Here is a 12,567-nt window from a genome sequence, read left to right as displayed (position 1 = left end):
CATACTTACATGATATCTTGGCTAATAGCAATAGCTATGTTTACTGTTAAGTATAGGAAAAGAGTATAGACAAGCAAAATATTTACCTGTTTAGAATGCACAACTTTAGAATATACTACTTTACAATGCACTGCCCGCAGCAGATGAATTTTTCTGCTTAGAAATTTCTGGCAATTGAGCCAGTATCGTATAAATATCTTCTATGTTAAACGGCTTTTGAAAATACGTATCTCCTCCAGCTTCCAGAAACTGATCTATTATCCTTTTATCACCAGCTGTAGAAAAAGCAACCACAGGTATTTGCTCGTAAGCAGGGTTTGTTCGTAATTCCCGCACTATATCTATACCATTTCTCAAAGGCATATTAATATCAAGTAGTATTACTGAAACGAAGGGGGGATCACTCAGGTGAGCCTGCAGGTAATCAAGTAATAGTTGCCCATTCGATGCGATAGAATACTTCCAGTCAGGAAAGCTTTGGTCAAGAACCATCTGTAGTATATCTCTATCATCCTGATCATCATCTGCTGCTAAAAGAAAGAATGAGTTCTTTTTCATACGTGTTGAAATAGTGTCATTTCTTTAATAGTATCACTAATAGTACCATTTCTTTAAAGGATTTGCAAAAACGTAGTTAGTAATCAGATAATGCTGGTAGATATTTGTAGTAACTTATTTGGGTACTTAGATTAACAAACTGATAGATTCATAAAATACTAAGGGTAAATAATCGGATTTGAAAATTACTTCCAACATATCACAGTGTGAACCATGAAAGAGAGTTTCATAATCAAGAGTTCTACATAATCAAGAGTACTAATAGACTTCCTTGATACGAAAATTCGCTCCGGGTTCTGTTAGAATTGATAAGCAGTCAATCAATTCCTGTATTGTCTTTTTCAAGATTGCTTATACTATATAACTTGTCCTAAAGAGAAAAAATAATACCTACCCAATTTTTAAGTCAGTTAGTTTAGAGTCAGTTAGTTTGGATGTTATGTTCAATATTCTTTGTTTTTAGCCAAAGGTTGATTGATCCATTCTACTAATTCAGGTAACTTATCAAGCATATTTATTACTCCTTCGTGCGTGTTAGATTTGTTCAGATACGCGTTTGCTCCCAGTTTCATAAACCGCTCTATGGTTTGATATTCTTCGTCAGCCGAATAGCCTATAACAGCCAGTGAATCGTAAGCGGGAGTCTCCCGTATTGCTTCTAAAACCTGTAGTCCGTTTAGCCTGGGCAGATGAATATCCAAAAGAAGCACATCTATTGGAGCTACATCCATAAATGGGTAGGTAGCAGTTCTATACGTAGCAGTTCTATACGTAGCAGTTCTATACGTAGCAGTTCTGTTGGCAAGATAGGTTAAAACGGCTTCTCCTGTAGTTACAAACTGATAATCCCAGTCTGGAAAGTGTTCATCTAATAATGATTTAAGTAAATAGATGTCATCTTTGTCATCTTCTGCAATAAGGACAGAAAAGTTGTGTTGGGCCATTTTTTTGCGGAATAATTATATTTTTATCATATCTATACAGGAATGAATATCTATAAACAATAGTTCCATTTATACTACATACAACAAGAAATAGTTACAATTACCGACACGTTTATTTTTGTACTACCATATCTTCAATAGATAACAGCACACATAAGATTTACAGTTATTTACGTACAGACCAGTAAATTATTTCATGCCTACAAAATAATAAATCTTTAATTCCCATATAGTAAAATATTCTATTTCTTAAATACACCTAAAAAACAGAACATTGTGTTAATACGCAAATTACAAAATACGGCAAAAGTACAATTTTTTACTCTTTCTACTAAGCTTCCTGTTTTGGGATGTTTTTCTGGTCTGGATGTGGGTAGTTCTTTATTGTATTTGTTTATACTAGCATTGATAGCCTTTAGAAAAGGCCAATTGAGAGCATGTTTAGAAAGAGCATGTTTAGAAAGAGCATGTTTAGAAAGAGCGGCTCGTTTGTAGTCTAGTAAGTTTAGACAACAAATACAGGAGGAGAAATTAAGTTTGTAAACTGAGATTGTAAGTGGATTATAAGTGAACAAGCTTATAAGTGAAGTATATCTTCAAGAAAACTGATAGTATGAATGAAACAATCACACTGACGTAAATAAAAATGAAAATAAGAAAGAAAAGATTTGAAAGTACGCCTCCAACTTATATCCAGAGCGAACAATGCCGATATGCTAAAATCAGAAATGTTATAAAAGACTTGAGAGAACACAGAGGGCGCAAAAAGAAAAGTCCCAAAGAAGACACAGGTTTCTACACCAGTCTGGATTAATTACTTTTTTCATCTTACTTATTTGATTTTAGTTTTTCGTTTTAATTATTTCACTCTCACTTATTGGAATGCCCAGGTAGTTACCAGGCTACTGTAAAGCTACGTTGCTTTTAGCTTTTTTTGTTGTTTGTAAAATTGTATGTATGAAATATGGTATGTATGTCATCAGGAAAACAGGTATGACTCCAGAGGAAATAGAGAAAATTAAATGCATTGTTAAATCCGTTCAGGAAATTAATAATCTGTCTGTTAGCTCTACTTACAAAAGACAGCAAATGGCAGAGAACTTTTTAAGACGACTGGATAATGAGGAGTTTTCAACAGTTAAAAGTGCTCTGGAAGCACTCAATGAAATTCTCTAGTGACATGCTTTAGTGACATGCTTTATAAAAATCCCAGTAAACAACCCCGATGAAGAAACATGCTCTTACTAAAAGCAAGAGCATGTCAGCGAAAAGCCCGTTAATTGCTTAACAGTTCTATACATTACTTTAACTCTTTATTGGCAAGTTAGTATTTTTAACTATAGAATATAGTTTTCCTTCACTTACTTTTACCAAAAGGTGGACCTATATACCTGAGTACATATACCTTACTATAGATACCTGACCATGTATAATTAAAAGGAAAATACATTTACGCTCTGGGCGCATTTACCCTCTGGGCGCGTAATACATAATACACACACCTACAATGGCAATAAGCGCTCCAATAATATCATATTTATCTGGCTGGAAGTTATCAAACTGATAAGCCCACAGGATGGAAAGCAATATAAAGAACGCTCCATAGGTAGCATATACCCGTCCAAAACCAGAAGGCTGCCAGGTGGCTACCACGCCATAACAGGCCATGATGATTGCACCCAGGATACCATACCAGAAAGGCTTTCCTTCCCTGAGCCATAACCAGATCATAAACCCACCTCCAATCTCACATAATCCGGCTAAAATAAATACAGCGATTGTTTTCAGAATAAGCATAGTGTTCTATAAGTATAGTGTTCTATAAGTATAGTATTCTAATAGTATAGTGTTCTACTAGTAAGGCTCTTATACTATTTTAAATAGGAGTCTATAATACTGCCTTTGAAGCAATAAAAAAATGCCGACTCTTATATAATTTAATAAGAGTCGGCAGAAACAAAACCTTTTGGATCTTTGTCTATAATTGTATTTCAGTCTCAATAAATGCTTTTGCTCCCTGTGGTCCGGTTAGCTGTAGCCAAACAGATTCATCCGGTTTTACTTTCAGTTCAAAACTAAAGAAATCACAACACATCCGCTCGGTTTTAATAAATGTTGTCAGCTCATCAAGCAGGGTATCACTATTTTCAAACTTATACGCATAGCCATTGGTTAATTCTTTCTTTTCCTGAACCTGGTTTCGAAGACTGGCAATGACTGTTTGTTTGCGTTCTTGCAACTGGGGAGTTGTTAGCTTACAGGAAAGAACAGGACTTTTGGTAGCAGTTATAGTAGTAGTTATATTCGTAGTAGTATCGGTTTTCATACTAGTAAAGGTTGAGTTTTCTTTTGTTGATAGTCTAGCAGATAGTCTAGCAGGTGAACTTGTACAACAAGATTCAGTGCATGCATAAGCAGATTGCTTGCTGGACAAATTTTGTCCCATAACACAATACATTAACCCTATACCAATGGCTAAGGATAGTATTAGCTTTTTCATATGGTAGGAGAGAATTTTAAGAGTTGGTAGTACCTGAAAGTTCGTTTGCACTCGGGGTTGTGCTGCAATCACAATCCACAGCACAAGAAGTGTTAGCGCAAGAAGTGTTAGCGCAAGAAGTGTTAGCGCAAGAAGTGTTAGCGCAAGAAGTGTTAGCGCAGGTAGCTGCTTTTTTCTGTTTTCTAAGCCAGGTGATACTGATTAGTAACATTGCAAGTAAGACTATGCCAAATCCAATCCTCTCCAGATAAAACGAAAAAGTATAAAGTGCTCCTAAGCCTGCAATCGCTCCTATAACTGGCAAGGTGCAACACACTACACATAGACCGATACCTGTCAGTGCCATTCCTTTGTGTATAGGTTTGAGAAAAGAGGCTGTGTTTGAAGAATGTGTTTTCATAGGTTTTTCTTTGGATAAATGAAATAATATTTTCTCTGAAAAAAGTATCTTTGACAAAGATAAACCGTGGAGTATAGTCAACGGTCAAGAAAAACTTTCAAAAATATTAGTAAAAAAGATTGGTAACCATGCGAATCGGGGAATTAGCCAAACGAAGTGGTCTATCTAGAGACACGATCCGTTTCTATGAAAAACAGGGACTGATAGCTGTTGCAGGCAAGCCTAATAAACACAACACGTATAAGGACTATCCTCAGTCAACCCTGGAGCGATTGGTACAGATACAACGCATCAAAGGTTTTGGATTTACACTAGCTGAAACTAGCACTATGCTGGAAATGATTGAGAGCCAGCAGGCCTCCTGTACCCATGTATCTGAGAAAGTATCAGAGAAGGTAGCTCTTATTGACCTGAAGATTACAGAGCTTCAGGTACTTCGTCAACTGATGCTTGGTGGGGTAGAAAAATGCCAGACCTGCTGCCCGCCACAGACTGAAAACGAGAATTGCCCTATCTTTACAACAGAGCAGTTTACAACAGAGCAGTTTGCTTCCGAATCAGCTTAGCAGAAGCTAGCCTGTAACTAATAATCCCATTAGTTAGTAAGACTAAGCTAATCATCTTAACCATATTTCAATTACTCTAGAAGCTACTGAAACTAAAAATCCCGAAAAGCTTTAGCTTTTCGGGATTTTGTTTAGTAGGTCTTGTGTATTTACTCTGTTACCTGTATTTACTCTGTTATCACTTATTTTGTTAGACCAAAAGTAGAGCTTTCGATGAAAACAAAAGAGTGAATCTACTAAAGCGAGTTAGTTTGTAAGATTAGCTAACAAAAAAAGGATGCTGAAAAAACAGATGGATCTGGAAGAATTGATATATAGTGGAAATACTGGTTGTGTACCTGCGTTTTTTATGTATTTTGTAGCCCTTATTGTCTCAAATAGTATTATCTCAAATATTGTCACTAATGATTAAAGCACCTGTTTACTGAATGGAAACCCATATACCTGTACAGGTAGGAGATATTGTACAGAATCTTATTTCTGAAAACAGAATGACCATTGTAGGAGTATTTTTAGATCCTGTTTTTTCTCTGGACTCCTACCATTGTGCATGGTTTGATGGAGAATCTTATTTAAAAGAAGCTTGTTTTCTTCACAAAGAAATTAGCCTCATTGCTTCCATCGAGAATAACCATGTTGCAATACAGGTAAATGATCAGGTACAACTCAATCATGCGAATAGCTTTTCTGACCCTATCATGGAAGTTACTGATACTATAGTAAATGAGGAAGGTAAGTTTGCTCTTTGTAAGTGGCAGACAGAAGGTGAAAAAACGGAAGTTGAATTTTTCCCTGTTTGTGCTTTGAAAAAGGTTGAATAGCTATCTAATTTCAGCAAGGCCACTTTCAGCAAGGCCATGCCTCAAGCTTAGCTGGGTAGATATCTTTTTGTTGTTGTGGAAACCAGATCACCACGAAAAAAGATATTTATATGGAATAGTACATTTGTAGCTTATTTGAATACTCTACAGATTATATATGTGCTGTTTCTTATATATTGCCTTCCCTTTGAATTACAGTTTATCTCAGATTATAGATTAGAGGACTAAAATAACGGAAATAGTGCATAAACTCTTCTAAGTGCATAAACTCTTCTATATGATGAAAGGAAAAGCCCGGTTTTTTAAGCTGGGCTTTTTATGGATGACAAAGAATACTACCTATGTACACTTGAACCCATTTTCTTCCTTAAAACAGATTTATGTTTCTTTTGAGTACACTGTCTTAACTCTGTCTTTATCTGTCTAATATCCTTCATTACATGCAAAATCAATTCTTGTTGCATTTGGATGACTTGTTGCAACTCATCCACTTGAGAGAATAGATTATTTATTTTTTCCTCATTCATTTTGCAAAAGTTTATTGTAAAAAATGCTTCTTCAAAAGTGAGGCTTTGGATTTTTTGATACAATCGTACAAATACGGATTTTGAAGATTGAGTATTTCTCACATGTTCAGTATCACATGTTCGGTATGTCGTTGATAGGATTGTGGATTTTTTGACATTCAGTTTCATGGCTTAAAGACCAAAAACAGAAAAGCGTATCCACACATAGTCACTTTCTCAAAGCTGCTTGTTTAGGGCTGCTTCCTTGTTTATGGCTGCTTCAAAGGTACACTGGCCAAATAATACGATTCATGTGGATAGATATCATCACTGCGAACAATGCGAACACCCATATAGTCATAGATAGCTACCAACGATGCATTTCCACCATAAATCTTATCCGGATCAATGCCATGCTCTTCTTTTATAATGCTTTTTATGAGCTTGTCTCCATCTTCGGTATTGATAACCAATAGGGTTGGATTCTGATCATGATTGACTTTAAAACTGAAAATAAGTTCTTTGAATTCACTGATGTTGGTTGGTGCAGTATGCATAGTTTACAGATTTAAGTATAGAAAAAAATAGCTTATTAAATTGAGAAGGACTTACGTATATCTCTTATTTAAATCTTCTCTTTTGCTAAATAAATCAATGACAGATGTTTCACTTACCAGACAAGTGATTGCTGATCAGATTTTTCAATCTATAAATTCATTTAGGTTATTACGAATATAATTGATTCTCAAAATTGACAAGTTTTCCACTTTGATCAATGAATAAAATTTTTCATCTAAATCGGTTAAGGAATTTGCTTCAGAGTAAATAGTAAATCCTTCAATAGTCCTCGTCTGATCTTTAGTTATATTCTGATCTTTCTTGGTATAAATGTTGATCGCCTCACTCATTAACACTGATAGGTTTATAGCCCCAATTCGAAATAGACCCTTATAAGCCAACTTAGCAAAACTACCAGTGGAATTATAGAAATATTGATTGAATCCTCCATTTAAGATTTCATTCTCTAAATAGAAGGTGGTATAAATTGCTTGTCTTCCCTCACTTAATTTGGTAATAGCTTCATACTCATCACTGAAATTAGGTCCTATTTTCGTATGGAGATTATCAATCACAGTTTGCTCTAAAATTGTATCTGGAGTGGATGATAGAATTTGTATGGTTAACTTTTCGTAGATTGAACGCTTTAGAAAATTATTAATTATGCTTTGCATCTGTTTTTCTGATTCTAAATCTTCTTGTTTTTTCATATTTAATGTATAAAGTAATAGGTGTTAATATATTCCCCTAATAAATAAGATTCTACAATACTTTAGAATAATATTTCATGTAGGAATTGGTGTCAAATCTAGAAGCAAGAGCTATTAAAAGAAACTATGGATCAACAGGCTAAATGTATTTTATTGTTTTTTCTATTAGCCACTTTTTTCTCTTGCCCAAGAGGGAGAACCGTTGACGACTCTAAGCCAATATATTATAATTTCGGTAAGGAGGTCAATGAGCAATTGGCAAAGGGATTAAAACTCTATGAAGAAGAAATATTTAAAGAGTTAAAGATTCAAAATGATGAATATTATATAAGGTTACTAAGTTTTGAGTCAAGCACATTAGTTGTATTAGATTATTGCAGAGACTGTGATGCGAGAAAAGCAATAGATGTATCTAATCGATATTTCAAGATTAATGATACATTTAAGATTCCCATTATAGTAAGTTATGATTTAGCCTATAGTCCGTTAGGACTAACTAATAACGGGGAAAGATTTGATAACTATAGATGGGGTGGGTACTGTATTGAATTAGACAAACATGGTAAAATAGTTTCTCACGCATTTCAACAATAAAAGATTTAAACCTGATCTTCCCATAGGAAGTTGTTAAACAACCCTCTCCATTTCAAATCTTGGTTATACTTAGCTACAACCTTAATCAATCCCAGATCTATATCCAACTAAACACAAGTCCTATACTAAAACAAGTGTATTTACAGCCTGTATCAATTAGGGTCTGATAAAGGTTTCTAAAAAACTCTTAACATAAAAGTGAATATCTTTCACTCCACTTTTTTAGCCTGTTACTTAGGCAGAAATATACCTTTCGAACTTTATTGTAATCTTACCTATGTAAGTAAACTGATTTGTATACAGTATAATCATTAGTTAAGTTGCTTACCTTCATATACAAAATGAAAAGAGTTTATAAGAAAGTAATGTTATATTTAAAAAAAAACAGCTATGAAAAAAAGTACTTTATTTCTACTAGTTCTTACAATATTCATTGTAGTATTTATTGTAAATAAATACTACAAGCCTCAGGTGATAGCATCTTTAAATCAGTTTGAAATAGATCCGTATCAAGTTGAAGCAAACGAAAGCACATCTGCTAAACATGTTACGATTGAGCCGATTGGATTTAAATTAAAAAACCTTAATAAAAAAGTTTGTTAATGACTTTAAGTAATATCCCTTCAAAAAGTCAAATGTATACTAAAGAAATCCGTAATTCACACTCCTTTAGTATACATTAAAAAAAAGGTTTTAATCATTGATAACGCCATTTGTTGGAGGAAAATGAAGCTTGCTTAAACATATAGGGCATATTAATAGAAAGAATTTTTAAATTTTCCCGTCCATTGTAGCTTTTCTTTAGCAGTTTGTTATATAATGGCTGATTTTTATAGATTAGTAATGCTTCAGTGTCCAAAATTATTTGTTTAGAAAGCCGACCAAAACTTGTGTCTGTTATCTCGCCTAACCAAATTGATATACCTCTTGTATTTTTCTTTAAGACCCTATTAATATTCTGCTTTATTTCGTCTTTAACATGTTGTTTTTTGGAATAACCAAGGTATAGTAGCTGGTTTCCTCTTGAAAAAGCATAAAAATAGTAATCTGTTTTGTAGTTAATCTTACTATAACATGTTTGAGTCCACGTTATTTTGATTTTATCCATCTTTTTGTTGAGTCTAGTTTATATCAGAATTTTTATTTAATCTAAGATAATAAATATTTTAATGTATTTGATTTCCAGTGTATTAATAGAGCGAATTGTAAAAACTAATAGTAAGATTAATCAACATAAGTAGATGAGAAATCGTACTGAATCAAATATCAATAAGAAAGTCTAAGGTTCTTCTCTAAAGTCCCAAAATTCATACAAAAAATAGATCAACATAATTTAATTTCGCTTACAGGTAAATTTCACAGACCAAGAAGGCTCGTTTGTGCCTTGTGAAAAAATGAGATTCCACTGTCATTCACTAGATGAATTGGCTGAAATTTTACCAATTTGACTGGAGGATCACTTGACAGGTAAATTTAATACGAACTGCAAAAGTATTGACTGTATGTGTCAATACTTTAATCTTAAAAAACAACTTAGATGAATCCGATTAAACGGTCTATTCTTGAGACTAAGTTCGCACTTACCTATCTCGGTAAGCTTTGGGAGAAAAGCCGGTGTGCTTACGAAAGAAGCGGGCAAAATAATTAGGATAGTCGAAACCAAGGCTGTAGGAAATCTCGCTGATTGACAGACTGGTAGTAAGCAGTTTTTGTTTTGAGACATCAATAATATGGCCTTGGATATGTTCTATCGGTGATTTTCCAGTTAATTGTTTGATTAGATCACCGAAATAATTGGGTGATAGAGAGGACTTTTGCGCAAAGTATGCCACTGATGGCAGGCCAGTGACCACTTCATGCCCAGAAAAGTACTGCTCGATATGGTGATGAAAATCGGCAATCACCTTATTGTAAACCTTACTTCTGCTTTGAAACTGCCTGTCATAAAAAGTTTGGGTATAATTCAGGATCAGCACTATGTATGAAATCAGAATCTGCTTATTAAATTTCACTTTCTTAAATTCATCATAGGCTTTCCTGTACAGATCCGACAAGAGTATGTTTTCGTCCATGGTAAGGAAAATGGCCTCCATAGTGCCGTTATAGTCAAAGAAATGATAATTTTTCGCTATCTTTTCTATGTACCTGCTGCTTGCGTATATCACATAACCTTCTGCTGGTGGCTGAATATCCCAGCTCTGTGAAGTATACGGAGACTGGGCAATCATAAAGGAACTGGACTGCTCTCCTACCGGAACCTGATAGACCAGATCTTTATGAATTGGAGGTTTCAATGCCAATATGTAGAAGTCAATGCCAACTGGGGCTGATTTTAACAGTCCGTGATCATCAATGGCAAAATTAACAATATGGAAATCATCATCCTTTACACCTGACAATCTGAGGTATTTGAGGAACTGAGGTAAATTCAGTAATTTCTCTGCCATGATTATAAAGTTATGTTACTAGTAATAAGCTAAATTACAGTGAGCAAGTCGAAAGAGTCTTTGCAGTCATAAATCTGAACTTGTATCTTACGTGACAAATATCCAAACGGCAGGGGGTCTGAAATTTGACCCAGCTTATTATGTTGTTACCTATCAGTTTTAGCCCCTTGTTATACTGCTAGTTAGTAAACTTTGTCCCCGTCTTGCACAGAAGCTTGGTTGGTGTTCAAATAAACACCGTTGACACTGGATTCCCTGTGATGAATGGATGGGAAAGAAAGCGCATAATTTTGTGTAAACCCAATTCAGGCCTGCTGAGTTCTCTCAAATAATCCAGATCGGCTTGGATTAGGATACATTTCCTGATCCGATGTTTTTTTCTGACAACGTCAAGCAACTGCGTGAAGGTACGCACCCAAACCTTGACTAGTAAGTTACCATTATAAATACTCGTTAAAAAAGCGGGTAACATTTTTAACAGCGTAGTCTATTTGCTTTGGACTATCGTAATAATCAAAATGGTTTCCATTGCCCCACACAAGTTCCTTTTTGCCTTGCAAACGGGAATAGAATTTTTTAGCCTGCTCAGGAAATGCACATCCATCTGAATGTACAACCATTGTAGGAACGATTATCCCCGATGCTTTACTGATGGGGTCAAAGTCTTGAAAGGTTTCCCAGGACATTATGGCAAGCTCATTTTTCCATTGGGAAACACCCCCACGGGTTTTGTTCAGATAATAATCATAAGAACCCTCAGTCAGGTTGTAATTAGCAGCAGACTTGTCATTCTCGCTATAGGCTGTTACAATGATTTCCTGACCAGTCTGTTCGAATTTGTTTTTTGCTACGGCTGCTTCCTCTCGCCTGCTGACTATTTTCTCTTTACCGAACAAGTTTTCTAACAAAGATGGGTCAGGCAAAAATCCGGCAACAGTTGCCATTGATTTGATATGAGGGTCGGCCGAAGCTAGATAGGCGGCATTTCCGGCAGAAGTACATACACCAACCATACCCACCGATTCTACGTAACTGAGGCTTGTCAGATAAGAAACTGCTGCTTGTAAATCCTTTAATTTGTTTTCAGGTGCTTCTAATTGGCGGGGGGATCCTTCACTTTCCCCATAGTGACTGTAATCAAAGGCAAGGACAATAAAGCCTTCATTTACGAATTTCTTAGCATATGTTTCGGACATTTGCTCCTTAACCGAAGTAAGCGAACCTTCAACTATAATAGTCTTGTATTGGCTCTTTTCGTCAAATTTTTCTGGAGTGAACAAGTTCCCTACTAAAGTGAGTCCCTCACGTTTGAAAGTTATTTTACTCTTCATGAATTCTGTCGATTTTGTTTTATTGTCATTAGAAAATCCGGCATTATCTGGCGATGTTTCACAACTGATTATCAGTGTTGACCATACGAATAAGATTAAGAACATTTTCATACTCACAAAGTTAGTCAGATGGATGAGCCCAAAAGGATACGATTTACTCTAAAACTGATACATTTTACTGATTCTGAAGAGAAGTGTGAAACCTATGGTTACAAGCATCGTCCGGTTTAAGATATAGTAAACTGTTGAAAGTCTTTCTGGAAAGTTGCCCATCAGCTATCGTCCAGAGAGCTGTTGTTACCATGAAACAAACGGCAATAGGCTCTACACTAGGCTCTATCTTACGGTAAGGTTTGGTTAAATCTTGTTTTTTGAAAGACATATATACATCCCGTAAAGGCAATTATAAAAAACAACCACACCAGAGAGTATGCTTGGTCAACGTTGAATTCTTTTAATTTGTAATACAGATGATGACGTCCACCCAAATTTGACCTCCTCCCATAAAAATGGACCGTAGGGAAGTAGAAAAAATCGGTGATTTTACTTAGTTTACACATAAAGAAAATCGCCATGAAAAAAAGCAAGTTTACTGAAGCGCAAATCGCGTTTGCATTGAAGCAGGCTGAGAG

General features: G+C 35.2%; 15 protein-coding genes. 5 read left to right on the top strand and 10 right to left on the bottom strand.

Annotation, left to right across the window (positions count from 1 at the left end; all coding sequences use genetic code 11):
* Positions 1–120: 120 nt before the first annotated feature.
* Together QNI15_RS20160 and QNI15_RS20155 are read right to left on the bottom strand one after the other, a co-directional pair.
* Entirely contained in the window at positions 121–558 is a 438-nt protein-coding gene (locus tag QNI15_RS20160; RefSeq protein ID WP_314033194.1) for a response regulator, read from the bottom strand.
* 443 nt (positions 559–1,001) lie between these two features.
* The gene (locus QNI15_RS20155) at positions 1,002–1,502 is read right to left on the bottom strand and encodes a response regulator (RefSeq protein ID WP_314033193.1); all 501 of its coding nucleotides are present in this window, start codon (positions 1,500–1,502) and stop codon (positions 1,002–1,004) included.
* A 957-nt stretch (positions 1,503–2,459) separates the two neighbouring features.
* Here QNI15_RS20155 and QNI15_RS20150 point away from each other — a divergent pair.
* Positions 2,460–2,678, top strand: coding sequence for a hypothetical protein (locus QNI15_RS20150; protein WP_314033192.1), 219 nt, complete (start codon positions 2,460–2,462; stop codon positions 2,676–2,678).
* A 291-nt stretch (positions 2,679–2,969) separates the two neighbouring features.
* Here the strand turns inward: QNI15_RS20150 and QNI15_RS20145 are convergent, their stop codons facing one another.
* A complete protein-coding gene (locus tag QNI15_RS20145; protein ID WP_314033191.1) occupies positions 2,970–3,299 on the bottom strand; it encodes a YnfA family protein in 330 nt (109 codons plus the stop codon).
* A gap of 181 nt (positions 3,300–3,480) precedes the next feature.
* Positions 3,481–3,828 (bottom strand): hypothetical protein, encoded by a 348-nt coding sequence (locus QNI15_RS20140; RefSeq protein ID WP_314033190.1) that lies wholly within the window; start codon positions 3,826–3,828, stop codon positions 3,481–3,483.
* 702 nt (positions 3,829–4,530) lie between these two features.
* Between QNI15_RS20140 and QNI15_RS20135 the strand changes: the two genes are divergently transcribed.
* Positions 4,531–4,968, top strand: a complete 438-nt coding sequence (locus QNI15_RS20135; RefSeq protein WP_314033189.1) for a heavy metal-responsive transcriptional regulator — start codon at positions 4,531–4,533, stop codon at positions 4,966–4,968.
* Positions 4,969–5,396: 428 nt separating this feature from the next.
* Positions 5,397–5,789: a hypothetical protein gene (locus QNI15_RS20130; protein ID WP_314033188.1), complete on the top strand. Its 393-nt coding sequence runs from the start codon at positions 5,397–5,399 to the stop codon at positions 5,787–5,789.
* 335 nt (positions 5,790–6,124) lie between these two features.
* Here QNI15_RS20130 and QNI15_RS20125 read toward each other — a convergent pair whose 3' ends face one another.
* The 3 genes from QNI15_RS20125 to QNI15_RS20115 form a co-directional block, all read right to left on the bottom strand.
* Positions 6,125–6,484, bottom strand: coding sequence for a hypothetical protein (locus QNI15_RS20125; RefSeq protein ID WP_314033187.1), 360 nt, complete (start codon positions 6,482–6,484; stop codon positions 6,125–6,127).
* 80 nt (positions 6,485–6,564) lie between these two features.
* Positions 6,565–6,852, bottom strand: coding sequence for a hypothetical protein (locus tag QNI15_RS20120; RefSeq protein WP_314033186.1), 288 nt, complete (start codon positions 6,850–6,852; stop codon positions 6,565–6,567).
* Between the two features lie 144 nt (positions 6,853–6,996).
* A complete protein-coding gene (locus tag QNI15_RS20115) occupies positions 6,997–7,563 on the bottom strand; it encodes a DMP19 family protein (RefSeq protein WP_314033185.1) in 567 nt (188 codons plus the stop codon).
* A 126-nt stretch (positions 7,564–7,689) separates the two neighbouring features.
* Between QNI15_RS20115 and QNI15_RS20110 the strand changes: the two genes are divergently transcribed.
* Positions 7,690–8,157: a hypothetical protein gene (locus QNI15_RS20110; protein WP_314033184.1), complete on the top strand. Its 468-nt coding sequence runs from the start codon at positions 7,690–7,692 to the stop codon at positions 8,155–8,157.
* Positions 8,158–8,547: 390 nt separating this feature from the next.
* Positions 8,548–8,760, top strand: coding sequence for a hypothetical protein (locus QNI15_RS20105; RefSeq protein ID WP_314033183.1), 213 nt, complete (start codon positions 8,548–8,550; stop codon positions 8,758–8,760).
* Positions 8,761–8,854: 94 nt separating this feature from the next.
* On the opposite strand, the gene QNI15_RS20100 is transcribed toward QNI15_RS20105, so the two are convergent.
* From QNI15_RS20100 to QNI15_RS20090, 3 genes are all read right to left on the bottom strand, one after another.
* Positions 8,855–9,265, bottom strand: a complete 411-nt coding sequence (locus QNI15_RS20100; RefSeq protein ID WP_314033182.1) for a hypothetical protein — start codon at positions 9,263–9,265, stop codon at positions 8,855–8,857.
* Between the two features lie 472 nt (positions 9,266–9,737).
* On the bottom strand, positions 9,738–10,604 hold the full coding sequence (locus tag QNI15_RS20095; protein WP_314033181.1) for a helix-turn-helix domain-containing protein: 867 nt from the start codon (positions 10,602–10,604) through the stop codon (positions 9,738–9,740).
* A gap of 440 nt (positions 10,605–11,044) precedes the next feature.
* Entirely contained in the window at positions 11,045–12,046 is a 1,002-nt protein-coding gene (locus tag QNI15_RS20090) for an alpha/beta hydrolase (RefSeq protein WP_314033180.1), read from the bottom strand.
* Positions 12,047–12,567: the final 521 nt, after the last annotated feature.

Source organism: Xanthocytophaga flava (assembly GCF_030068545.1).
GTDB classification, from domain to species: domain Bacteria; phylum Bacteroidota; class Bacteroidia; order Cytophagales; family 172606-1; genus Xanthocytophaga; species Xanthocytophaga flava.
Note: the sequence above shows the minus strand (reverse complement) of the source record. Positions and strands in the feature narration are given on the sequence as shown.

What these genes read in the sequence shown, in the direction of transcription:
- QNI15_RS20160 (WP_314033194.1), bottom strand. Translation starts at nt 558, where the DNA reads ATGAAAAAGAACTCATTCTTTCTTTTAGCAGCAGATGATGATCAGGAT.
- QNI15_RS20155 (WP_314033193.1), bottom strand. Translation starts at nt 1,502, where the DNA reads ATGGCCCAACACAACTTTTCTGTCCTTATTGCAGAAGATGACAAAGAT.
- QNI15_RS20150 (WP_314033192.1), top strand. Translation starts at nt 2,460, where the DNA reads ATGAAATATGGTATGTATGTCATCAGGAAAACAGGTATGACTCCAGAG.
- QNI15_RS20145 (WP_314033191.1), bottom strand. Translation starts at nt 3,299, where the DNA reads ATGCTTATTCTGAAAACAATCGCTGTATTTATTTTAGCCGGATTATGT.
- QNI15_RS20140 (WP_314033190.1), bottom strand. Translation starts at nt 3,828, where the DNA reads ATGAAAACCGATACTACTACGAATATAACTACTACTATAACTGCTACC.
- QNI15_RS20135 (WP_314033189.1), top strand. Translation starts at nt 4,531, where the DNA reads ATGCGAATCGGGGAATTAGCCAAACGAAGTGGTCTATCTAGAGACACG.
- QNI15_RS20130 (WP_314033188.1), top strand. Translation starts at nt 5,397, where the DNA reads ATGGAAACCCATATACCTGTACAGGTAGGAGATATTGTACAGAATCTT.
- QNI15_RS20125 (WP_314033187.1), bottom strand. Translation starts at nt 6,484, where the DNA reads ATGAAACTGAATGTCAAAAAATCCACAATCCTATCAACGACATACCGA.
- QNI15_RS20120 (WP_314033186.1), bottom strand. Translation starts at nt 6,852, where the DNA reads ATGCATACTGCACCAACCAACATCAGTGAATTCAAAGAACTTATTTTC.
- QNI15_RS20115 (WP_314033185.1), bottom strand. Translation starts at nt 7,563, where the DNA reads ATGAAAAAACAAGAAGATTTAGAATCAGAAAAACAGATGCAAAGCATA.
- QNI15_RS20110 (WP_314033184.1), top strand. Translation starts at nt 7,690, where the DNA reads ATGGATCAACAGGCTAAATGTATTTTATTGTTTTTTCTATTAGCCACT.
- QNI15_RS20105 (WP_314033183.1), top strand. Translation starts at nt 8,548, where the DNA reads ATGAAAAAAAGTACTTTATTTCTACTAGTTCTTACAATATTCATTGTA.
- QNI15_RS20100 (WP_314033182.1), bottom strand. Translation starts at nt 9,265, where the DNA reads ATGGATAAAATCAAAATAACGTGGACTCAAACATGTTATAGTAAGATT.
- QNI15_RS20095 (WP_314033181.1), bottom strand. Translation starts at nt 10,604, where the DNA reads ATGGCAGAGAAATTACTGAATTTACCTCAGTTCCTCAAATACCTCAGA.
- QNI15_RS20090 (WP_314033180.1), bottom strand. Translation starts at nt 12,046, where the DNA reads ATGAAAATGTTCTTAATCTTATTCGTATGGTCAACACTGATAATCAGT.